19 protein-coding genes are annotated in these 23194 nt (G+C 67.1%); 12 read left to right on the plus strand and 7 right to left on the minus strand.

What is annotated here, in order from left to right; all coding sequences use genetic code 11:
• Positions 1–35 precede the first annotated feature (35 nt).
• From RIE08_08040 to RIE08_08050, 3 genes are read right to left on the minus strand one after another with little or no spacing between them, the layout of a single operon-like run.
• A complete protein-coding gene (locus RIE08_08040; GenBank protein MEQ8717549.1) occupies positions 36–284 on the minus strand; it encodes an acyl carrier protein in 249 nt (82 codons plus the stop codon).
• Positions 277–2193: an HAD-IIIC family phosphatase gene (locus RIE08_08045; protein ID MEQ8717550.1), complete on the minus strand. Its 1917-nt coding sequence runs from the start codon at positions 2191–2193 to the stop codon at positions 277–279. The genes RIE08_08040 and RIE08_08045 overlap by 8 nt, the downstream gene beginning before the upstream one ends.
• 6 nt (positions 2194–2199) lie before the next feature.
• Positions 2200–2787: a serine acetyltransferase gene (locus RIE08_08050; protein MEQ8717551.1), complete on the minus strand. Its 588-nt coding sequence runs from the start codon at positions 2785–2787 to the stop codon at positions 2200–2202.
• A gap of 57 nt (positions 2788–2844) precedes the next feature.
• On the opposite strand from RIE08_08050, the gene RIE08_08055 reads away from it, so the two are divergent.
• Both RIE08_08055 and RIE08_08060 read left to right on the plus strand, forming a co-directional pair.
• Complete coding sequence (locus tag RIE08_08055) at positions 2845–4131, plus strand: hypothetical protein (protein ID MEQ8717552.1); 1287 nt, start codon at positions 2845–2847, stop codon at positions 4129–4131.
• 11 nt (positions 4132–4142) lie between these two features.
• The gene (locus RIE08_08060) at positions 4143–4952 is read left to right on the plus strand and encodes a hypothetical protein (GenBank protein ID MEQ8717553.1); all 810 of its coding nucleotides are present in this window, start codon (positions 4143–4145) and stop codon (positions 4950–4952) included.
• On the opposite strand, the gene RIE08_08065 is transcribed toward RIE08_08060, so the two are convergent.
• Together RIE08_08065 and RIE08_08070 are read right to left on the minus strand one after the other, a co-directional pair.
• Positions 4898–6232: a nucleotide sugar dehydrogenase gene (locus RIE08_08065; GenBank protein MEQ8717554.1), complete on the minus strand. Its 1335-nt coding sequence runs from the start codon at positions 6230–6232 to the stop codon at positions 4898–4900. The genes RIE08_08060 and RIE08_08065 overlap by 55 nt on opposite strands.
• Complete coding sequence (locus RIE08_08070) at positions 6229–7299, minus strand: NAD-dependent epimerase/dehydratase family protein (GenBank protein MEQ8717555.1); 1071 nt, start codon at positions 7297–7299, stop codon at positions 6229–6231. Before RIE08_08070 ends, RIE08_08065 begins: the two co-directional genes overlap by 4 nt.
• Before the next feature lie 89 nt (positions 7300–7388).
• Here RIE08_08070 and rfbF point away from each other — a divergent pair, with 89 nt between their 5' ends.
• The 4 genes from rfbF (at position 7389) to RIE08_08090 (ending at position 12640) form a co-directional block, all read left to right on the plus strand.
• Positions 7389–8165: a glucose-1-phosphate cytidylyltransferase gene (gene rfbF, locus RIE08_08075; protein MEQ8717556.1), complete on the plus strand. Its 777-nt coding sequence runs from the start codon at positions 7389–7391 to the stop codon at positions 8163–8165.
• A gap of 10 nt (positions 8166–8175) precedes the next feature.
• Complete coding sequence (rfbC, locus tag RIE08_08080; GenBank protein ID MEQ8717557.1) at positions 8176–8727, plus strand: dTDP-4-dehydrorhamnose 3,5-epimerase; 552 nt, start codon at positions 8176–8178, stop codon at positions 8725–8727.
• Between the two features lie 407 nt (positions 8728–9134).
• Positions 9135–11177: a division plane positioning ATPase MipZ gene (locus RIE08_08085; protein MEQ8717558.1), complete on the plus strand. Its 2043-nt coding sequence runs from the start codon at positions 9135–9137 to the stop codon at positions 11175–11177.
• Complete coding sequence (locus tag RIE08_08090; GenBank protein MEQ8717559.1) at positions 11159–12640, plus strand: hypothetical protein; 1482 nt, start codon at positions 11159–11161, stop codon at positions 12638–12640. Before RIE08_08085 ends, RIE08_08090 begins: the two co-directional genes overlap by 19 nt.
• A 3-nt stretch (positions 12641–12643) precedes the next feature.
• Here the strand turns inward: RIE08_08090 and RIE08_08095 are convergent, their stop codons facing one another.
• Positions 12644–13159: a hypothetical protein gene (locus tag RIE08_08095; protein MEQ8717560.1), complete on the minus strand. Its 516-nt coding sequence runs from the start codon at positions 13157–13159 to the stop codon at positions 12644–12646.
• Positions 13160–13309: 150 nt separating this feature from the next.
• Positions 13310–14467: a hypothetical protein gene (locus RIE08_08100; protein MEQ8717561.1), complete on the minus strand. Its 1158-nt coding sequence runs from the start codon at positions 14465–14467 to the stop codon at positions 13310–13312.
• 74 nt (positions 14468–14541) lie between these two features.
• Here RIE08_08100 and RIE08_08105 point away from each other — a divergent pair, with 74 nt between their 5' ends.
• From RIE08_08105 to RIE08_08130, 6 genes are all read left to right on the plus strand, one after another.
• The gene (locus RIE08_08105) at positions 14542–14931 is read left to right on the plus strand and encodes an HPr-rel-A system PqqD family peptide chaperone (protein ID MEQ8717562.1); all 390 of its coding nucleotides are present in this window, start codon (positions 14542–14544) and stop codon (positions 14929–14931) included.
• A gap of 69 nt (positions 14932–15000) precedes the next feature.
• Positions 15001–15699: a hypothetical protein gene (locus RIE08_08110; GenBank protein ID MEQ8717563.1), complete on the plus strand. Its 699-nt coding sequence runs from the start codon at positions 15001–15003 to the stop codon at positions 15697–15699.
• Positions 15700–15927: 228 nt separating this feature from the next.
• Complete coding sequence (locus tag RIE08_08115; protein MEQ8717564.1) at positions 15928–17763, plus strand: right-handed parallel beta-helix repeat-containing protein; 1836 nt, start codon at positions 15928–15930, stop codon at positions 17761–17763.
• Between the two features lie 147 nt (positions 17764–17910).
• Positions 17911–19827: a right-handed parallel beta-helix repeat-containing protein gene (locus RIE08_08120; protein MEQ8717565.1), complete on the plus strand. Its 1917-nt coding sequence runs from the start codon at positions 17911–17913 to the stop codon at positions 19825–19827.
• Between the two features lie 140 nt (positions 19828–19967).
• Positions 19968–21803 (plus strand): right-handed parallel beta-helix repeat-containing protein, encoded by a 1836-nt coding sequence (locus tag RIE08_08125; protein MEQ8717566.1) that lies wholly within the window; start codon positions 19968–19970, stop codon positions 21801–21803.
• A gap of 143 nt (positions 21804–21946) precedes the next feature.
• Positions 21947–23188 (plus strand): peptidoglycan DD-metalloendopeptidase family protein, encoded by a 1242-nt coding sequence (locus RIE08_08130; protein ID MEQ8717567.1) that lies wholly within the window; start codon positions 21947–21949, stop codon positions 23186–23188.
• The last annotated feature ends 6 nt before the right edge of the window (positions 23189–23194 follow it).

Genomic DNA, 23194 nt, shown 5'->3' on the forward strand with positions numbered 1-23194 from the left:
CTTGATGAAGATGAAACGGTGCGCGTGGGAAATGATCATCCGTCGCTGCAGGTCAGCTGACGGATCACCGCTGCGAGTTCCCCGACGTTCGCGAGTGCCTCGATGTCGTCGGCTGCGAACTCGATGCCGAACTCCTCTTCGATCGCGTAGATGAGGGAGATGTGGGCGACCGAGTCCCACCCCACGACGTCGTCCGTCGTCGTCGCCGCCGAGATGGTCACGTCGTCGTCCATGAACACGTCGCGAAACACGGCCTCGAGCCGTCTCGTCACGTCGTCATCCATCGTGTCCCTCCGGTCTCGTGGGGCCACCCGTAACGCTCATCGGCGGGTCGAGCGGGGCCACTCCGTCCACGTCGAGGCGCCAGTGTGTGGTCCCGTCCTCGTCACGCGCCACCCGGCAGAGGCCGAGCTCCTCGTAGACGTCGGCTATCAGCCCGTTGCGTTCGGTGGGCACGTAGGTGGCCGTGACCCCTCGGCAACTCCGACGGCGTGCTTCGGCGACGAGCGCATCGAACAGGGCGTGCTCGAGTCGCCGCCCGATCACCCGGCAGCTCATCACGAAGCTGTCGACGTCGAGCGTGTCCCCTTCCTCGCGGGCCAGCAAGACCGCCACGAGACCGTGATCGGCCAGGCGATCGGCCAGCCGACCGGTGATGGTCACCCATGTGGGGTCGGTCGCCATCCGTCGAACGTCGTCGAGGCTGTGGCGGCGCGTCGTCATGTTCCACTGGTTGGTCTTGCCGAGCAGCTGGGCGACCCGCGCCTCGGTCGCCCCAACGATCGGTCCCAGCGTCGCCCTCATCTCCAGGTCGACGAGAAACTCCTCGAGCGACCTGGCGGACTGCCGGGCTTCTTCTGCGGCGGCCCGGGCACGGTACTTCTCCGTGCGACTGCGGTCCTCTTCGGAGAAGGCCGGCGTCTCGAAGCGGGGATAGCGGGAGAGCGCCGCCGGGTACCCGGCCGGGTCCGGGGGGAGCATGATGACATCGACCTCGGGCAACTCGGACCGGATGGCCTCGCGCTCGGCCGGGTTGTCGTCGAGGAAGGCGATCGAGTCGAGGCCGATGTCGAGACCGTCGGCGATCCGTCGCAGGTTCACCGGCTTGGGGTCCCAGTTCGCCACGAACGCCGCAACGTCGTCGATGCCGAGCACCATCTCGGGATGCTCGAGGAACGGCGACCGGGCGATCTCGTCGGTGTTCTTCGAACAGACGGCGAGTATCACGCCCCGTTCCCTCAGATCCCGCATCACACGTTGGAGCTCCACGTGGGCCTCCCCCTCGGCGGTGCCACCGAGGGAGATCTCGGAGAGCCCGTCGTCCCCGATAGAGCCCCCCCACAGGGTGCCGTCGAGGTCGGTGACCAGGCACTTGCGCGCGAGCCCGAGTCGGGCGGCGACGACCACGGCGATACTGCGCGCCAGGGAGGGGACCGCGGGGATCGCGGGGTCGTGCTTCGCGACGAACCACCAGCGGGGATCGAACCACCCATCGCGACCGAGACGGGCGGCGATCGAGGCCGCGTCGACGCACGCGACGTCGGCCCCGGCGGCCGCGACGGCGAGACGGGCGTTCAGCGCACGGATCATCGACAGGCGGGATCCGGGCAGGCCCGCCGCGAGGTGACCGAACGGATCCGAGTCGGGCGGGACGAACCCCACCTGGACGACGTGGCGCGCCCGGTCCTCGCGCAGCCGATCCCACGCCGAGGACCAACGGGCGACTTCGGCCTCCACCACCTCGTCGTGGTCGTCGCGGAAGCCGTCGATCGAAGTCGCGCCGAGGTGAGGAACCAGCACCACGACGTCCGGGTCGGCGCGGTGAAGGGTCGACGACGGGTCGAGGATCTCTTGCCAGTAAAGCCCGAAGCCGGTCTGGTCGACGGACGCGGCGACCCGCTCCCGGGCGAGCGCGGCCGGCAGGACCGCCGTCAGCACGTCGGTCGTCGCGGTCCCAACCACCCACACCTTCGCTGTGCGGAGGTGGCCTGGCGCCGGGTTGTCGGCGAGAACCTTCGCCGCGGCGGTCCACGCCGTGGCGTCCTCGCCTCCGTCGACGGCACGCACCGCCCAGGCGGCGGCACCCTCCCTGTCGCCGCCGGATAGGAGGCGCCGGGCGATTCGTGCGCACAATCGGGCGTCGGGCACCTCGACAGCCCGTGCCCGGGTCAGGTCGTCGACGAGCGGGTCCACCGGGACCTAGTCTCCATCCGGGCCACCGGGCATCTTCATCGCCTTCGCCGGCGGGCCGCTCACGACCATGCCGGCGGGCACGTCACGCATCACGACGGCATTCGGTCCGATGCGGACGTCGTCGCCGATCGTGATCTGCCCGATGATGGCGGCACCGGCACCGACTCGGACACGGTCGCCGAGGATCGGACCGTTGTGACGATCGTCGAACGTCGCCGCACCGATCGTGACGTTCTGGCGGATCATGCAGTCCGAACCGATGCGGGCGTAGGGATGGATGACGATGCCGCCCTGGTGAGCGATCCAGAACCTGGGGCCGATCGTCGCCGTCTCGTGGATCTCGATCCCGTAGTGGTTCCGCACGAACCGGTGCAGCGTGCGGTAGACGGCGAACAGGGGCACCCGCACCCAGCGGGACTCGGCCGTGCGTCGCCAGGCACCGAAGCGGTACACGGCCAACGCGCGGAAGCCGGGCTTCGTCCAGTCCCGGCGGTTGCAGCGGTAGTCGGATCGTACGGCCCCGACGAGGGTCGAGAGTGGCTCCACGTTCGGCGCCTCCCGGCGGTTGATGACCTTGGCGGACGGTGATGTCACTCTAGACATCGGCGACGTCACGGGAGCGTTGAGGTATTGCCGATATAGGCTCCCGCGATGGGTTGGACACGCCGCATGGCCGAACGAGCTGGTACCCACGGCGACGTGCAGGTCGCCGTCGTCGGCGCCGGCTTCATCGGCCGTGGCCTCGTCTCCCAGCTCGGAATCGCGCCGGGGATGCGCTGCGCCCTCCTCGTCAACCGCAGCGTCGAGCGGGCGCTCGACGCGTGGCGCGCTGTGGGAGTCGAGCCGGACGGCGTCGTCGTCAGCGACGAACCGGCGAAGCTCGCCGCGGCCATCGACGAGGGTCGACCGACCGTCACACGCGACGCGGCGATCCTGCCGGAGCTCGCCCGCATCGACATGGTCGTCGAGGCGACCGGCGCCATGGACCACGGCGCCACGGTCATTCTCGACGCGCTCACCGCCGGCCGCGACGTCGTGTCGATGAACGCCGAGGTCGACGCCACCATCGGCACCCTTCTGCGGGCCGAGGCCGAACGCCACGATGCCGTCTACACCCTCGGCGACGGTGATCAGCCCGGCGTGCTACTGCGCCACCTCGAGTTCGTTTCGGCGATGGGGTTCGAGGTCGTCGCCGCGGTGAACTGCAAGCGCAACCTCGACATCCACCAGAATCCCACCGACAGTCGGCCCTATGCGGAACGAGACGGCACCAGCGTGCTGATGACCACCGCGTTCGGCGACGGCACCAAGATGCAGATCGAGAACGCCTGCGTCGCGAACCTCAGCGGGCTCGTCCCCGACCGTCGGGGCATGCACGGGGTCGAGACGAGCCTTGCGGATGCTGTCGATGACATCTGCGGGGTGCTGTCGTGCCGCGGCGTCGTCGAGTACACGCGGGGCGGTGACTTCGGCGGCGGGGTCGCCGTCATCGGCCACGGGGAGGGTGAGCTGATCCAGCCCTACATGCGGTACTCCAAGATGGGGGACGGCCCCGACTACCTGTTCTTCCGCCCCTACCACCTGTTGCACTTCGAGGTTCCGTGGACGATCGCGGAGGTCGTCCTGGACCGTCAGATCCTCGGCACGGCCCGTGCGGCACCGGTGGCCGATGTGGTCGCGGTCGCGAAGAAGCCGCTCGAGGCCGGTGAGCGCCTCGACGGCATCGGTGGCTTCGGCGTGTACGGGCACATCGACACCGCCGCCGGTGCTGACGGGTTCCTGCCCGTGGGACTGGCCGAGCACGCCATCGTCACCCGCGCCGTGCACGCCGACGAACCCGTACCACTCGATGCCGTCGAGTTGGACGAGGACGCGCCGCTCGTGGCCCTGCGACGTCGCCAGGACGCCGAGGTCGCTTCGGCGACTGCTTCCGGGTAGGGGTTGAGGCGGTGTCGGTCCCGGCGCTCGTGGGAGTCGTCCCGGCCGCGGGGCGCGCGACACGACTCGGTGCCATCCCGTGCAGCAAGGAGATCCTGCCTGTCGCCGGAGCGGCCCCGTCTGGTGTCGCCGTGCGGGTGGCGTGTCACTCGCTGCTCGAGTCCATGGCCCTGGCGGGCGTCCGGCGGTGCTTAGTGGTCGTCGACGTCTCGAAGTGCGACGTCGTGGAGTTCCTGGGCGACGGCGGTCCCCTCGGGATGGACCTCGCCTTCCTCGCCGTGCGCGACTCGCCCGATACTCCGACGACGGTGGACCGGGCGCGCGGTCACGTCGGCGACGCCACGGTCGTGTTCGGGTTCCCCGACATCCAGATCGAACCCGTCGACGCGCTTGCCCGGGTCACACGACGCCGGCAGACAGGTGGTGCCGACATCGTCCTAGGCGTGCTGCCCGCCACCGATGTGACACGGGTCGACATGGTCACGCTCGACGGCGAGCGGGTCGTGTCGATCCTGCCGAAGCCGGCCGAGACAGATCTCACGCTGACGTGGCTGCTCGCAGCGTGGGGGCCGACCTTCACCGAGTTCCTCCACATACAGGTCTCGAGGGGGCTTGACGGCCGGGGAGAGGTGTTCATCGGCGACATCGTGCAGTCGGCAATCGACACCGGGCTCGTCGTCGAGGCGGAGGTCATCGCCGACGGCCGCTACCGGGACGTCGGCACGCCAGAGGACCTCGCCGCCGCGCAGCGCGCAGACCTGCTCGGTCAGCCCGGGCCGGTGGCTCGGGGACCCCGACCGACAGCGAGAACCCGGTTCTGATCCGTCGCGGGTAGCAGACGCCTCCCGTCGATCACCAGGGGAGCCGTGGTGCCCGTGAGCTCGGCGACCTCGGCGAACTCGGGCGCGAGGGTGGTGAGGATGCACGCGTCGCAGCCTGAGATTGCGTCGAGGAGTGACCCGACCACCTCGACGCCCTGCTCTCGTTGCTGCGAGAGCGCGTCGGCGCCCACGAGCGGGTCGAAGATCGTCACCGACGCACCCCGTGCCAGCAGCTCGTCGACGATTCGCAGTCCGGGCGAGGATCTCAGGTCGTCGGTACCGGCCTTGAAGGCCACGCCGAGTACCGTGACCCGACGCCCCTCGAGTGTGTCGCCGAGCGCGCTGGCGGTCATGTCGATGACGCGGCGCGGCTGGTCGTCGTTCACGGCCCGCACGGCGTCGAGGAGCGGATGGGTGTGGCCCCGGCGCTTCTGGTGGGCGAGTAGAGCCGAGAGGTCCTTCGGCAGGCAGCTGCCGCCATACCCGCAGCCGGCCTTGAGGTACGACAGGATCCCCGGACGTATCGTCTGCCCGTCGACGTTCGGGGTGAGGCGGCGGTCGCGGTGGATGATGCCCAATACGTCCTCGACGTCGACGCCGGGCAGCGTCTCGGCGATCCGCCCGATCTCGTTCGAGAACGAGATCAGCGTCGCCAACAGGGCGTTCGACGTGTACTTCGCAAGCTCGGCGGTGGATGGTGACACGGCGACGATCTCGGTACCGAGCGGTTCGTACAGCTCGACGAGCATCGCGCGACCCCAGTCGGTGTTGCAGCCCACAACGACCCGGTCGGCTTCGAGGAAGTCCGGCACCGCGGAGCCCTCGGCTAGGAACTCCGGGTTCGACGCCACGGCCGTGGTGGAGCCATCGAACAACGGGGCGAGCACCGTCTCGACCGTTCCTGGAACGACCGTGCTGCGAACCGCCACGACGCGCCGGCGTGGCGGTTCGCCCAGCGCGGTGTGGAGTGCAGTAGCGGCCGAACGAAGCGGCTCCAGGTCGATGCCGCCGTCGCCGGTCGGCGGGGTCTGCACCGCGAGGAGAACGACGTCGGACTCCGAGGCGGCCCCGATGTCACCGGTCACGGTGAAGGTCCCGTCGGCGAGCGCCGAGGCGAGTAGATCCTCGAGGCCTGGCTCGAAGAACGGTGCTCGGCCCGACGCGATGGTGTCGCGCCGGCCGCCGTCGCTCTCGATCCCCGTCACGGCGTGCCCGAGTGACGCGAGTCCCACGCCGGTGACGAGGCCTACGTACCCGCATCCCACGACGGCCACCCTCATCGGTCGTCGCTCTCGCGGTAGTGGCGCAGCGTGCGCTCGATCCCGGTGCGCAGGTCCACCTTCGGTACCCACGTGATGGCCGCTTTCGTCTTCGTCAGGTCCGGGCAGCGACGGTTCGGGTTGTCTGTCAGGTAGTCGGGGTCGTCGCTCGTTTCGAAGCGGACGCCCGACGTGCCACCTGCCACGTCGTCCACGAGGCGGGCGGCATCGGCGATCGTCACCTCCTCGTCGTTGCCGACGTTGAAGGCCTCGCCGGCGACGTCGTCGACCATCAACAGCAGCGCCGCCACGATGAAGTCAGCCAGGTAGCAGAAGCTGCGCGTGACGTTCCCGTCGCTGTGTAAGACGATCGGTTCGCCCACCAGCGCGGCTCGGAGGAGGTCGGGGATCACCCGGCCGTCGTCTAGCCGCAGTCGCGGTCCGTACACGTTGAACGGCCTGATGACCTTGACCGGGATGTCGTGGAGCCGGTGATAGGTGAACGCAAGCGTCTCGGCGAGCCGCTTCGACTCGTCGTAGCAGGCCCTCGGGCCCGTGCACGAGACGTGGCCCCAGTAGGTCTCGGGGGTGGGGATCTCCTCGGGAGGCGGGTCGCCGTAGACCTCGCTCGAGCTGAGGAGTACGAAGCTACGCGTCGGGTGGGCACGGGCCATCTCCAAGAGGTGGCGGGTCCCGCTGACGTTCACGTCGATCGTCTCCAGTGGGAAGCGCCGATACCAGACCGGCGACGCGATGCTCGCGCCGTGGAAGATGAAGTCGACCCGCTCGTCCACGGCCACGCCGGCAGCGACGTCAGCGTTCACGACGACTACGTCGTCGCGGCCCTCCAGGTGCGCCAGACGTGCCGCGGTGCCCGTCGACAGGTTGTCGACGCACAGCACCCGGCAGGGGTCGTCGCTCTCGTCGTTGAGGTGGGCGAGGAGGTCTACCAGATAGCTCGGGAGGAACCCCGCAGCACCCGTCACCAGGACAGTGGCACCCCGCAGCGAGCCGACGGCTTCGCCGACGCGTGCCGCCATTTCGGCGAGGTCGTCGCGGATCACACCGCCGAGTCGTGAAGTGCTCATGTGGGTGAGACGATAGAGCGCCGCGGCGGTCTCGGATTGCTCAATCTTGGGGAGGGGAACCGAGACCGGACGATCTACTGTGAAAAGCCGTGAAAGCAGTGATACTTGCCGGAGGGTTCGGCACGCGCCTGTCCGAAGAGACCGGTGTGCGCCCCAAGCCCATGGTCGAGATCGGCGGCCGGCCGATCCTCTGGCACATCATGAGGATCTGCTCGCACTTCGGCATCAACGACTTCGTCGTGTGCTGCGGCTACAAGGGTCACCTCATCAAGGAGTACTTCGCTTCGTACCACCTCCACGCGTCAGACGTCACCTTCGATCTCGCAAGCGGCGAGATGGCGGTGCACCGTTCCGAGACCGAACCGTGGCGTGTGACGCTCGTGGACACGGGCGACGCGACGATGACCGGCGGACGGCTCAAGCGTGTCGCCCATCATCTCGGCGACGAGCCCTTCCTGTTCACCTACGGAGACGGTGTGGCGTCGATCGACCTCGATGCTCTGCGGGCGTTCCACCAGCAATCCGGGGTCCTGGCGACGATCACGGCGGTCCAACCGCCCGGACGGTTCGGCGCCTTCCGTCTCGAGAACGGTGCGACGCAGGTGCGCCACTTCCGGGAGAAGCCCCACGGCGACGGGGCGTGGATCAACGCCGGGTTCTTCATCCTCGAGCCGGACGTCCTTGCCTTCATCGACGGCGACGACACTGTCTGGGAGCGTGATCCGATAGAGCGGCTCGCTGCTGAGGGCCAGCTGAGCGCGTATCGCCACCAAGGGTACTGGCAGCCGATGGACACCCTCCGGGATCGGATGGTCCTGGAGGAGGCCTGGGAGAGCGGATCGCCGCCATGGAAGCTCTGGGACTGAACCAGGCGCCGTGATCGTCCACGACCTGCCGATCCGAGGCGCGAAGATCGTCGAGATCGAACCGATCGGCGACGAGCGGGGGTTCTTCGCCCGGGCCTGGGACCGCGACGAACTCGCAGTCGCCGGGATCGAGATGACCATCGTGCAGGCGAACCTGTCACGCACGGCGAGCGCCGGCACGATACGCGGACTCCATCATCAACTTGCGCCCACCGAAGAGGACAAGTACATCCGTTGCACGAGGGGAGCCGCGTGGGAGGTCGTGGTCGACCTGAGACCGTCCTCGCCGACATACCGCCGGTGGCACGGTGTCGAGTTGTCCGACGAGAACCATCTCGCCTTGTTCGTGCCGAAGGGGTGCGCCCGGGGATTCCAGACCCTCGTCGACGATGTCGAGGTCTCCTACTCCGTGTCCGCGCCGTACACCCCGGCGAACGAGGCGGGGATCCGCTTCGACGACCCGGCGTTCGGGATCGACTGGCCGCTCGAGGTGACCGTCGTCTCCGACAAGGATCGTTCCTGGCCCAACTTCGACGGCGACCTCCGTGACCACCACAGGTAGGTTCGATCCTCGAGATGGCCGCGGTGGACCTTGATGCATTGAGTCAGAGGGTTCCAGTCGGGTGCATCTCCCACTGCGGTCGTGCCCCATGCCCCGTGTGGGATGTCCCTCTTGCGGACGGGGAACTGGCTTCGTTCGGAAACGGTAGAGCGCTGTCGATCGTCGGCAGGATCATCTCCGCAATGGCTCATGCCAGGTCGGCGATCTCGTCGACGATCGGGTTCGGGTTGCACTCTCGGGCAGGGGCGCGGTCTGGGGAGCCGTCCGTAGTCGCCGTCGGAGGCGAACACGGTCGCACCGTGGCATGTAATGACCTCAATGGGCTCCGGCACCTGCCGATGGGAGTAGGCAAGTAGCCTTTAGGCCACGCGTCCACCGGACGCGCATGCCGGTAGGGAAAGCCCAGCGTGGAACTCGTCACCTACATCCGACTTCTCCGGCGCCGCTGGAAGGTTCTGGTCGCATTGACCGTCATCGGCGCGCTCGCGGGTTTCGGCTTCTCGATGCTCGGCGAGGACGAACCCCGCCCGGAGGAGATCCAGACCTACTACGCCGCCAACGAGACCCTGCTCGTTCGCTCCGGGGACTCGGTGAACCTGCAACAGACCGCCTTCTTCGTCACGGCGGGCGCGGTTCCCGACCGGGCACTCGAGATCCTCGACACCGACGACGAGTCCGTGGTGGACCTCGTCCAGACCGTCTACGACAACTCGACCGACACGATCGTCGTCTCGGCCGCCGGGAGCACCCCCGAAGAGGCGTTCGAGCGGACCCAGGCCTTCGCCGACGCGCTCCTGCTCCAACTCCAGGCCGACCGCCAGACCGACTACGACGCCCAGGTCGACGCCGTGGAGAGCGAGATCGAGCGCCGTCAGGCGAGCATCGTCGGCTTCGACGAGCAACTTCGCGAGAAGAACGACGAACGCGTCGACCTCTCCGTGCAGCTCACCGTCCTCGAGGGCCAACTCGAGGCCCTCGGGGGTGCTCCGCTCCCGGCCGAAGGCGAAGCCCCCCCGACTGTTGACACCGCGGCGGAGGAACTCGCCCAGTCCATCGCTCAGGTCGAGGGTCAGATCGCCGCCATCGACTCCGAGATCGCAGTCCTCAACATCCAACGCGAGTCGGACTTCAGCGCTCTGCAGAGTGCATTCTCCACCCAGGAGACCCTCGTCGACCAGGGCGCACCGTTGGCTCCGCTGGAGAAGCTCGAGGTGCGGGACCCCTACGAGATAAGCCAGGGCGAGTTCAACGAGCGCCGCCGCGCCGGTGAGCTCGGCACCGCGAGCTACGGACTCGGCGATGCGGAGATCCCCCGTAGCTCGGGCGGTGGCGGTGGTGTCACCCAGTCACTCACCGACAACCCGCCGCTCCTCATCGCCGGTGGCGGCATCGTCGGGCTGCTCCTCGGCGTCCTGCTCGTCATCCTGCTCAGCCGTCTGGACTATCGCATCCGAACCAAGGAGGAGGCCGAGGAACACTTCGGTCTCCCCGTCGTCGCCGAGATCCCGGCGGTGGCCAAGGAGTATCGGAACTCCACCGAGGTGCTCGTACAGGTCGAGCCGATGTCGCGTTTCGCCGAGGCCTACCGGTCGCTGCGGTCGGCACTCGTCTATGCCCGGATGATGGGCGAGACCGCCGACCACGCCAGCTCCGCAGCCGTGGATCCGGTCGACGAGGAGGAAGGTGAGCGGGGCCTCGAGGTCGTCATGGTCGCCTCCCCCGGACCGGGTGAAGGCAAGACGACCACGGTCGCGAATCTGGCCGCGGCACTCGCGGAACAGGGCTATCAGGTGCTCGCCGTGAACTGCGACTATCGCCGCCCCCGCCTCGTGCACTTCCTCCAGGGCTCCCACAGCCCCCGCGAGATCTCCGAGACCATCATCCCCGGCGTCTCGATGATCAACCATGTGACCGCCGAGGGCTCCGACGCGCGCCCGGCTGACGCCCTGGCGGCGCAGCGCCGGGTCATCGAACGTGCCCGCGGGAAGTTCGACGTCGTCCTGTTGGACACAGCACCACTTCTCGCCACCAACGACGCCAACGAACTCCTGCCGGTGGTGGACCTCGTGCTCGTCGTCGGCCAGGTCGGCAGGACCACCAAGGAGATGGCCGAGAAGGCCCGCGAGTTGCTCCTGCGCCGCGGCGCACCGGTCATCGGCCTGGCGCTCGTAGGTGTCACCGACACCGTGAGCGCAGCGGGCTACTACTACTACTCGAGTTCGGCCAAGGGTAAGGGCCGCAAGCGCGGCCCCACGGGTGAGACCATCGCGCGCAACGTCGCCGACGGGACGGGCGCTTCCGCCGATTCCGATGTCAGCCCCACCACGGCGAAAGCCAACGGAGATCGGGCGGAGGAGGCCGACGCGGACGACGGTCCGGGCGGCGGTGAGGGCGACGCCCAGACGCTGGAAGGGGCCGAATCGTCGCGATGGTGGCGACGAGGGGCCTAACGCCGGGACCGCCGGCTCCGAGACCCACGACGACCCGGGATCGGCTCTCGGGTTGGTGGAGCCTCGGGATCGTCCTGCTCGTCGTCGCGTTCGTGCTGTTCGGCTACGGACAGGTCAACGGGAACCGGACGATCACGGGCTTCCTTGCAGCTCCCGCCCTGTTGCTGATCACGTGGCCGATCATCCGGTCCCAACAGAAGCGGGATCTGGGCTTCGACCTGGCCGGCATCATGTTCGCCGGTCTCGCCGCCAAGTTCATCGGCGTCTTCGTCCGCCTCTGGGTCGTGGAGGACGTCTACGACGGCAACGGCGACTCGACCCAGTACCACATCATCGGGCGTTCGTTCGTAGACCAGATCCGCAGTCTCGACTTCGACTTGGAGACGACCCGACCTGTCCCCGGTACCGGCTTCATGCAACTCCTCACCGGGTACATCTACGCTGTGGTGGGCAGCTACAAGTTCGTCGGCTTCATGGTGTTCGGGTTCTTCGCCTACCTGGGCGCTTTCTTCTTTTACAAGGCCTTCGAGACGGCCATCCCCGACGGCGACCGCAAGAAGTTCGCGATCCTCGTGTTCTTCTGGCCTTCTCTCTTGTACTGGCCTTCGGCGATCGGTAAGGAGGCGTGGGTCCTCTTCGGTCTCGGCATTGCGGCATACGGACTCGCTCGCGCCTACACCGGTCGACGGGGTGGTTTCCCGCTTCTCATGTTGGGCGCCCTCATCGCCTACGGGCCGCGCCCCCACATCGCGATACTGGTTGTGACAGCGGGCGCCGTCGGCTTGATGATGTCGTGGATCTTCAAGACCGAGGATCATGTCCGTTCGGCGAGCCTCTTCTCGAAGGTGCTCGGGGTGATCGTGATCGTCGGTTTCGGAGCTTGGTTGGCACCCCAGGTCGCCTCGTTCCTCAACGTCGACGACGTCGGCGGCTCGGGGTTCACCGAAGCGCTCGACGCGGCCGAGGTGCGCACCGACGAGGGTGGATCCTCGTTCGCCGCGGCCCGGGTCGAGAGCCCCGCCGACTACCCCTGGGCCTTCGTGACCGTTCTGTTCCGGCCCCTGCCGTTCGAGGTCAACAACGCCCAGTCGGCGGTCTCGGCGCTCGAAGGTCTGATGCTGCTCGGGCTGTTCTTCGTGTCGACCCGCCGCCTGCTGCGCCTGCCGGCATCGGTGATGCGGAGCCCTTACGCCGCGATGGCGGTCGGGTTCGTGTTCTCGTTCGTCTACGTCTTCTCGACGATCGGCAACTTCGGGATCCTCGCCCGCCAGCGCACCCAGGTGATCCCGTTCCTGTTCGTGCTCGTCTCGCTACCGCTGGCTGAGGAGGTGCGGATCAAGCGGGAGGAGTACCGCAAGCGGCAGGCTGAGGCGCGCATGGCTCGCAGGAAGGAACGTTCCATCGTCGAGCATCCGAAGCTCGACGTCGTGACCCGGGGGCTAGGCCCGCCGAGAAAGCGCTGACGATCAGTCGTCGTCGGGCAAACAGAAGGTGACGACGATGTGGCTGATGTCGTCTGCTGTCAGCGTGACGACTTTGTCACCGGAGGTCGACACCGTGGTCGATGCGTTGCGGTGAGTGGTCGAGCATTGGGGTCCGCCGCCACCAGGAGTCCCCGACTTGTTGTAGGCGATGATGTTCGATGCCGTGCTCGGCAACGTAATGGTGTGACTGGTCGAGGTCAGGGTGCCAACGGTCACGTGTGGGCAACCGTCGGCCCACGAGCTCTGTGCGTTCGGGGGCGACGACGGTGCACAGGGATGATTGTCGGCGTCGTCGCAGGGGGGCGAGTCACCACGGTCGATCTTGACTCGGTAGTAGGTGTCGCATTGGGGCTCGCCGCCGCCACCGGTCTGAGCCGCAGCGGGGGTGACTACCGAGGAGACGACCGGAGCAGCCCACACGATGGCGGCACCGACGCCGGCCTTCTTGAGGAGGTCTCGGCGTGATTCACGGTGCGCTTCGAAGTCTTCGTTTTCCATCGGTCCGTCCGGGTCTGTGCGAGGTCGATCGTTGGAATCAACAGGTGCATCATACGCCTCTCTGTGGCCGGGAAGCCACCCCCAACCTCTCTGCGTGAGGCGTCCGCCTCACCCGTCACCACTCAGAGAGAGCATGCAGTCCCGTGCCGCTCACTCAGAGTAGCGATCGACGACTCCTTCGTGGCTCAGCGAGTTCAAGAGGGCCACTACGTCGTCGCCGATGTCCCTGCTTGCGAGCCCGGTGGCCGAAGCCACCGCGTGCGTGACGGCGCCCACATCGCGGGTTCCGTCGAGCGCCTCCCAGAAGCCGACGGGCATCGGCTCGATCCGCACGAGGCGGTCGGATCCCTCGGTGCACAGCACAGCGCAGCCTTCGACGACGACGCCACCGACCCCGCGGGCCCAGTGCACCCCGGCGTCATCGCGGACCACGTCGCGCGCCGCCAGCCGGGCCACCGACCACGCGGGGCGGGCTGCGACCCAGGCGGTCCCGATCGCTGCGATCCGCTCGTCGATGGAACCGCCTCCGATTTCCACGACCGGGCAGGCGGCGGCGAGATCGGCTGCGATCGACAGGCCCGCGGGACGACCCAGCCGTGCCATGTCGAAAGCGTGCTCGACGATCGCCATGACCGCATCTCCGGGCCCGAGAACCGTCGGGCCCGGTCCCGTAGCGGCTTCCCCGGGGACCTCGGCTCGCAGCACGACCACCGAGCGCGGCGTCATGACGCCTTTCGCCGTGGCGGCGATGGTGTCGGCGCGTACGTAACGCCTCGGGGGCTCGGGATCCTCGACCCCGGGTATCTCCCCGACCAGCAGCCGCGTCCCGGGTTTGATCGTGAGAGGTTTGTACAGCGCGGTGACCGCCTCGGCGCCGGGCGCCACCCACGCGATCTCATCGGTCATGTAGCGCCATCCCCGGCGGGCGAGGGCGAGCGCCGTCGTGGTCTTGCCCGCGCCCGTGTCGCCGAGTACCAACAACGCCTCGCCGTCGCGCTCGAGGACCGCGGCGTGCAGGCTGAGTCGGTCACCGGCGTGATCCACAGCTGCCCGGTTGATGCCTGCGATCAGCCGGTCGAGCACCACCGGCAGCGACAACCCGTTCTGGTGTCCGTGACCGACTCCGCTCAGCGAGAAGGAGTCTCCGTCGCCGCTGATGCGCACGTCGAGATCGGGCTTCTCGGTTTCGGGTGGTGCGACGGCGTCGACGAACAGATCGCGCACGACGGCGGCCGCATCGGGCCTCGCGACGACTCCCACGACCATCACGGGGAACCGAAGCTCGAAGGCATCCGTTTCCGATTCCACCGGGCGGAGGATAGGTGCCCGCACGGATCGGACTGTCGACCGGGGCGGTGCTGCGCTTTCGTACACTTGTCACCGTGATCGACAGCGACCATCGGCCCCGTCCCACGGCCGAAGCGACCCTCCTCGAGGTCGATGGGGCAACCGTGGTCTTCGACAGGGGATCGGGAGCGGCCCATGCGCTCAATGAGACCGCCGCCTTGTTGTGGCGGGTGTTCGACGGCGAGGGGACCATTGCGGAGATCGCAGCGGACGTGGCCGATGCCTTCGACGTACCCGCCGAGGCCGCTCTCGACGACGTCTCGAACCTGGTCGACCAACTCGGTCGGATCGGCGCGCTCGAAGGGATAGGTGCCCGCCACCCGGCAGACCCCGTCGCCCCCGACGACTGCGATGACGACGAGACGCCCGTCGAGCGCGACCCGTTCAGTGAACCGCCCTACATCGCCGTACCGCCCAACAACTGACTCGAGGGAAGCTTCCGCACCGGGAGTGCGGTCACGGACAGCTTCGAGGTCGGCGCGCACCTGCTCGGAGTGCGATGGAGCACCGACGAGTGCGCCCACCTGCTGCGTGATGTTCTCGGCGGGGCACACCGGGCCGACGTTCCCGCGCCGGCGAACTTCGGCGTCGTCGTCGGCGGAACCGTTGACGGCGTCACGACCAAGCACACGCTGTACCGGGCGAACCGACGCGTGTTGCGCACCAGGTCGATGTCCCGGGTCGCTCGCGCACTGGTTCGCGGGCTCGGCGAACACGCAATGGCGGCGCCAGGCGACGAATGCGTGGACCTGGAGGCCGTGGTCGTCGTGGCGGGGGACACCGCCACCCTTGTCGACCGCCGCCTCGCGTGGGTTCTCGACGACCACGCTGCGGATATCGCAAAGGCCGGCCTGAAGATGGTGGACACCGGTGTGGTGCGGGTGGACCTCGGGACCTCGGAGGTCGATCTCACCCTCCCGGGCGAGTGGGACAGGCGTTGGCGCAACGTCGACGTCGACCGCCCGGACCGCCTGGAGATGCGCCACCCGGCCGCCCGCTACCCGCTGTCCGGTGTCATCATCGGCGGAATCATCGACAGCGCCGTGCCCCTTGTGGTGTCGGCGATGTCACTGTGCGCCCTCACCGAACCGATCCCTCTTGCCGCCGTCGAGCGGTGGGTCGAAGTCGGCGCCGGTATCGACATCGCCACCTACCCGGGCGTCGATGAGATGGTCGCCGCCCTCACGGCCTGACCTTCGCCGTGGTTTCGGCGACCACCGCGGCCGGTACCTTGTTGCGTCGTGAGCACCCGCATGCTGATCGCGCTGGCCCTCGCCTGCGGCGTGGCGATCCTGATCGCCTTCACCGTCCAGTTGATGCTCGCCCGCTGAGCAGTGGGCCGCCCCGGGCCGATCCTTGGCACGGAATCCATCGCCGCGTAGGGTGTGACAGTTCGGGTGGTCGAGAGCTTTGGAGTGAACATGCGCAGGTTGGCCGCATTGTTGTTGGGGGCTGCGGCGGTTGTCGTTGCGGTCCTGTTCCTGGCGGGCTCGTCGGCCTCGGCGTTGACGTCGTATGTGGTGACGACTGACGCGGATTCGGGTCCGGGCTCGCTGCGGGCCGCGCTCGACCTCGCCGACGACGACGCTGATGACTCGGTGATCACCTTCGCCGACGGTGTCGACGTGATCGAGTTGGGCGACGGTCTCGAGTTCGAGGAGGCCGGCTATTCCCTGACCATCCTCGGCGGCGGGGTGACGATCACCGACGTCGATGACAGCAGCTGCTGCGTCGCCCTCCTCTGGATCAATGACGCGTCGGCGGTGACGTTGCGCAACATCACCTTCGACGACGGCCCCAACGACGGCCTGTACATCTCGGATCCGACGAGCGATTTCACGCTCCTGCTCGACGGTTTCACGGCTTCCAACAACGAGAGCAACGGCCTCGCGCTCAACCAGGACGACGACGACTACGCCCTGGACGTCACGATCAAGAACAGCTCGTTCACCGGCAACGGCGACGACGGCGCCTCCCTCGTCCAGTACTACGACGAGCCGATGAGTGTGTACGTCGTCAACTCCACCTTCTCCGGCAACGGCGACGATGGTCTCGACGCCGCGCACGAGGGAGTCGCAGACTTCTTCGACGACTTCACAGTGACACTGCGGAACTCGGTGTTCACCGGGAACGGGTCCGAGGGGGCTTACCTCTACCGCGACGAGGACTACTTGATCGACGCGATCGTGGACGGTTCACACTTCGACGGCAACGGCCTCGTCGACTCCGACGCGGCGGGGCTCTGGGCGTACGCGGAGTACGGCGGCGTCGACATGGCGGTGACCGGCTCGACCTTCGACGACAACCCGTGGGGCCTCTACATCGAGGCGGGCGACGACGAGGAGACCTCGGAGGACACGGTTGTGTCGATCTCGGGATCCCAGGCGAACGGGAACGTCGAAGACGGATTCACCGTCGAGTACTACGGCGAGGACGACGAGACCGTGTCGGTCACGGTCACGAATTCGGAGGCGAAGGGCAACGGTGACGACGGCCTCGACTTCTACGCCGAGTACTACGTCGACGACATGACGCTCGACGTGGCCGGATTCGACGCCTCCGGCAACGGCGATTCCGGGATCGAGATGGACAACGACACCGAGGACGGCGAGAGCTACGTCACCATCACCGGCTCCCAGTTGGTCGGCAACGAGTGGGGCGCCTGGATCAACCAGGACTACGCGATGCTCGAGGTCACCGTGACCGGCTCGAACTTCGCGTCGAACGGCGATGACGGTCTCGAAGTGGAGAACGACGAGGGCGAAATCCTCCTGACGGTCGTGGCGTCGAGGTTCGTGAACAACGGTGACGACGGGTTGTATGTGGACAACGAGGACGAGCCGACGACGGCGACGCTGACGGCGTCGCAGTTCTCGGGCAACGGTGACGACGGTGCTGACTTCTTCAGCGACTACGACGGTGGGAGCTTCGATGTGACCGCACGGTTGTCGAAGTTCGAGGACAACGGCGAGGACGGTCTCGACGTCGAGGCTGAAGACTGCGACGACGTGGAGATGCGGGTGCTGTTCTCTCAGGCGAACGGCAACACGGAGTCGGGTTTCCAGCTCGATGCGTGTGAGTTCGAGGAAGCCACCGGTTTCTTCCTTGTGGCTACCGCGACGGGCAACGGTGGGCCGGGTGTGGAGATCTCTGGCGGGTCCGGTCTGGTCTGGCTCCTGTTCTCGGATCTTCTGGGCAATTCGGGTGGCAAGTTCACCGCTGATCCTGGTGTGACGGTGCTGCCGATCGGTTCCTGACCCGGGCCGACCCACCAAAGACTCGATTCACGGGCCGCCACCCCTCCGGGGGGTGGCGGCCCGTTGCGATTCCGGTAGTCCTTGGCAATCGCGCTACTGCGCTCTATGGTCCACACGTCCACGTTCGGCGGTCGAGGAGATCCCCAAGTGCGCAGGTTGATGGTTCTGGTGATGGCTGCTGGTGCAGCGATCGTGGCGGTACTGGTCCTGGCGGGTTCGTCGGCGTCGGCGTTGACGTCGTATGTGGTGACGACCGATGCCGATTCGGGTCCGGGTTCGTTGCGCGCTGCGCTCGACCTGGCCGACGACGATGGTGACGATTCGCTCATCGCGTTCGCTGACGGTGTGGAGACGATCGAGTTGGGCGACAGCCTCGAGTTCGAGGAGGCGGGTTACTCGCTGACCATCCTCGGTGGTGGCGTGACGATCACCGACGTCGACGACACCAGCGACAGCGGCACTGCGATGCTGTCGATCTACGACGCGGCGGCCGTGACGCTGCGGAACGTCACGCTCACCGACGGGCCCAACGACGGCGTGTACATCGAGGATCCGGGGAGCGACTTCACGCTCCTGCTCGACGGTTTCACGGCCTCGGACAATGAGAGCAACGGGGTCGCACTGAACCAGGACGACGATGACTACGACGTGGACGTCACGGTCAAAGACAGCACGTTCTCGGGCAACGGCGACGACGGGCTGTACCTTTATCACAACTACGACGCAGCGATGACCGTGTACGTGGTGGGATCCACGTTCTCGGGCAACGGCGACGACGGACTCGATGCCAATCATTCCGACACCGGCGATCTCGCCGTGACCCTGCGGAACTCGTCCTTCACGGGCAACGGCGACGACGGCGCCGAGATCGAACGGGACAACGACTACAAGGTCGTCCTGACCGTCGACGGTTCGCACTTCGACGGCAACGGCCTGGACGGGTTCGACGAGGATGGCGATGGCCTCGAAGTCGACGCGGAGTATGGAGGCGTGGACGCGACGATCACGGGTTCGACTTTCGATGACAACTTCGCGTGGGGTTTGCGCATCGACGCAGGCGAGGACGGCGAGGACAGCGAGGACACGGATGTGTCGATCTCGGGTTCTCAGGCGAACGACAACGGCGAAGACGGGATCCTCGTCCAGTTCGAGGGCGACGACTACGAGTCGGTTGCGGTGACGGTCACGGATTCGGAGGCGAACGGCAACGCCGATGACGGCTTGGACTTCTACGCCGAGTACTACGTCTCGACGATGGACCTCACGTTGACCGGGTTCGCGGCTTCCAACAACGGCGACGACGGCGTCGACATGGACAACGACACCGAAGACGGTGAGAGCACGGTGTCGATCCGCGGGTCAGAGATCATCGGTAACGCCGACGACGGCGTGACGCTGAACCAGGACTACGCCGATCTCACTGTGGATGTGTCGGCGTCGCTGTTCCTCAACAACGGTGGCGAAGGTCTCCAGGTCGAGAATGATGAGGGTGACATCTACCTGACCGTCACGGGGTCGCAGGTCAGGGGCAACGACGGAGACGGGCTCGCCGCACAGAACGACTACGACGACATCTATTTGACGGTTACGGCGTCGCAGTTCAAGAACAACGTCGGTGACGGCTTGTACACCGACAACGACTACGGCGACACGATGGCGACGTTGACGGCGTCGGAGTTCTCGGCCAACGGTGACGACGGGGCGGATCTCTACAGCGACTACGACGGCCTGGTCGACGTGTCGGTGCGGTTGTCGAAGTTCGAGGACAACAGCGGCGATGGTCTCGACATCGAGTCCTTTGACTGTGATGACGTCGAGGCGAGGGTGTTGTTCTCGCAGGCCAATGGCAACGCGGGGAACGGTTTCGAACTCCAGGCGTGTGATGAGGTCAGTGGGTTCTTCCTGGTGGCCACCGCGAATGGCAACGGCGGGGCTGGTGTCGGTGTCGAGGTGGATCCGGGTGGCGGCGGCCTCGTCTGGCTGTTGTTCTCGGACCTTCTGGGCAACTCGGGTGGCAAGTTCACCGCTGATCCGGGTGTGACGGTGCTGGCGATCGGGTCCTGAGCCGGCCGGATCCGCCGCAGAGTTCGTTTCACGGGCCGTCTTCCTTCCGGGGGAGGCGGCCCGTGGCGTTTCCGGTATTCCTTGGCGTAGGAGCGCCCCTCCTCTACAGTGCACCCGGTCCGAACTCGATCGTTGGGGTGATGATGCGCAGGTTGATGGTTCTGGTGATGGCTGCTGGTGCAGCGGTCGTGGCGGTGGTGATGTTGGCTGGTTCGTCGGCGTCGGCGTTGACGTCGTATGTGGTGACGACCGATGCCGATTCGGGTCCGGGTTCGTTGCGCGCTGCACTCGACCTCGCGGACAGTGACGGCGACGACTCGATCATCACGTTCGGGCCGGCTGTCGATGCCGTGACGGCGCTGAGCCAGCTCACGTATGCGCCGGATGAGTCACCGAGCTACGACCTTACGATCCTCGGCGGCGGGGTCACGATCGACCGGCCCCTGGAGCTGGACACCGTCGGCGACGTCACGATCCGCAACATGACCGTCGACCTCACCACGCCGGGCACGGGCATCGATATCGAGATCTACGACGGCCCAGCCGCTGTTGTCCTCGACCGTGTCACGGTCACCGGTGCGACGGGTGAGGGTGTGTTCATCGGCCAGGATGACGGTGCCCAGCCGCTGACCGTGTCGATCCTGTACAGCGCGTTCACGGGCAACGGGAGTGATGGTGTCGAGGTCTACGCCGACCAGAACGGGTCCGTGGACGTGACGGTGAGGAGTTCGACGTTCGTGGGTAATGGCACGTTCGGCCTCGAGGTGGCTCAGGAGAACGATCCCGGGGGAGCGATCTCCGAGGTGACCATCCTCGACAGCAGCTTCACCGGCAACGGCGAGGACGGTGCCCACCTCTACAACTACTGGTCCACGCTGGACGTCGACATCACCGGCTCGCACTTCGACAGCAACGGCACCGGTGGTGAAGGCGATGGGCTGCTGGCCCGCAATGAGAGCGGCGGGGTCACACTCGCCGTCTCCGGTTCGACGTTCGACGGCAACTCAGACGACGGGTTGCGCCTCGGCGTCGGCGATGTCGACGAAAGCCGTGACACGTCCATCACCGTGCGCAGCTCGCAGATGGTGGGCAACGACGACGAGGGTGCCGAGATCGACTTCGAAGGTTGGGACGGCGAGGAGTTCACGCTGAGCTTCACCGATGTCCGCGTGGCTGACAACGGCGAGACGGGACTCGAGGTGGACGTGGATGACGAGATCGGTGCTGCGACGGTGACACTGACCAGGGTCGAGGTCATAGGGAACAACGCATCCGGAAGCGAGGACGGCGGCGTCGACATCGACTTCGACGAGACGGACGGGGCGACCACGTCGGTGTCGGTCCGTCAGTCGACCTTCTTGGGTAATGGCGAGGACGGTCTGTCCATCAATCAGGACTACGACGACATCACCGTGGACGTGTCCACGTCGGTATTCCGCAACAACGGTGACGACGGTCTCGAGGTGGAGAACGACGAGGACGACATCTACCTGACCGTGACGGCATCGCAGTTCGCGAACAACGGTGACGATGGCTTGTACATCGACAACGACTACCGCGACACGATGGCGACGCTGACGGCGTCGCAGTTCTCCGGCAACGGTGACGACGGAGCGGATCTCTACAGCGAATACGACGGCTCCTTCGACGTGTCGGTGCGTCTGTCGAAGTTCGAGGACAACGGCGAGGACGGTCTCGACGTCGAGTCCTATGGCGATGACGGCTGTGGCGATGTGGACATGCGGGTTGTGTTCTCGCAGGCGACTGGCAACGTCGAGTCGGGGTTCCAGCTCGATGCGTGTGACGAGGCGTCGGGGTTCTTCCTGGTCGTCACGGCGACCGGTAATGGCGGACCGGGTGTGGAGATCGAAGGTTCGTCGGGTCTGGTGTGGTTGTTGTTCTCTGATCTTCTCGGTAATTCGGGCGGAAAGTTCACCGCTGATCCGGGTGTGACGGTGCTGGCGATCGGTTCCTGACCCGGGCCGACCCGCCAAAGAGTCGATTCACGGGCCGCCTCCCCTCCGGGGGGAGGCGGCCCGTTGCCATTCCCGGCGCGGGCTGAGCGAACAACACGAGCAACAGTGGTAACATAATCCCCGGCAAGCGGGCTGCCAGGTGAATGAACCGACCCCGGACAGCCCTTGTCGTCTGCATCGTCTCGCTGGCACTTGTCGCGCCCGCGGCCGCTCAGGTGGACGTCGACGCCGAGCTGGACGATGCCCTCTCCTCGGATGGCGAGATCCAGGGACGCCTCTCCGAACAGGACGCGCTCGCCGGGCGTCAGGCGGAGCTCGAGACGACCATCGACGTCCTCTCCCTCGACGCCGAGGAGATCACCGCGGAGATCGCCCGCCTCGAGCTCGAGATCCGCGCCACGGAGTCCCAGCTCGAAGCCGCCCGGGCGGACCGGCTCGCGGCGCTCGACGCCGAGGTGGCGGCGATCGAAGGGGCGCGGGAGGCTGAAGCCGACGTTGCGACGCTGACCGAGCTGGTGAAGGACCGCGCCGTCGCCGCGTTCATCCAACCGCACGATGAACAGGAGCTGTTGGGGCTCACCGACGCCGCCGCTGCGAGGGCGCCCATCCGGCGGGTCCTGCTGGCGGCCGTGGCCGAACGTGACGACGCCGTCCTCCATGAGCTCACGGCGGCACGGGCGGCCGTCGACGACCTCCGCGCCGATGCCGACGCGGCGTCACATGACGCGGCCGCACTCGCTCAGACCACCTCGGAACTGCTGGTCGACCTCGAGGCCTCGACCGCCGAACAGGAGGCGCTCAAGGCCGAACTCGAGGCGCGCATCGCGGCCTATACCGACGAGGTCGTCGCACTGGAGGCCGCCCGCGCCGAGGTCGCCGCGCTGATAGCAGCGCGCGAGGCGCAGCTACGTGACCAGGTCGAACGACGAGCGCGCCAGGCCGAGCGCTGCGCGGCGGGATTCGCAACCGATGTGGACGGGACCCCGCTCGCCTGTGGCCTCGCCACAGGGACCCGGCCGGACTCGATCGGGTGGCCCGCGATCGGGCCGGTCACCTCGGAGTTCGGCCCCCGTTGGGGGCGGATGCACGAGGGGATCGACATCGCCGCCGACAGCGGCGCCCCCGTCGTGGCGGCCGCTTCGGGAGAGGCCTACTTCGTCGGCTGGATCTCCGGATACGGCAACACGGTCCTCGTCGATCACGGTGGGGGAGTGCACACGCTGTACGCGCACAACTCGGCCTTCGCAGTGGATCCCGGCACCGTGGTGACGGCGGGTCAGCTCATCTCCTACATCGGCTCCACCGGAAACTCGACGGGGCCCCATCTGCACTTCGAGGTGCAGGTGGACGGCGTTGCCCAGGACCCCCGCCTCTGGCTCGGCTGATCGCGA

Source organism: Acidimicrobiales bacterium, from assembly GCA_040219085.1.
GTDB lineage: Bacteria > Actinomycetota > Acidimicrobiia > Acidimicrobiales > JAVJTC01 > JAVJTC01.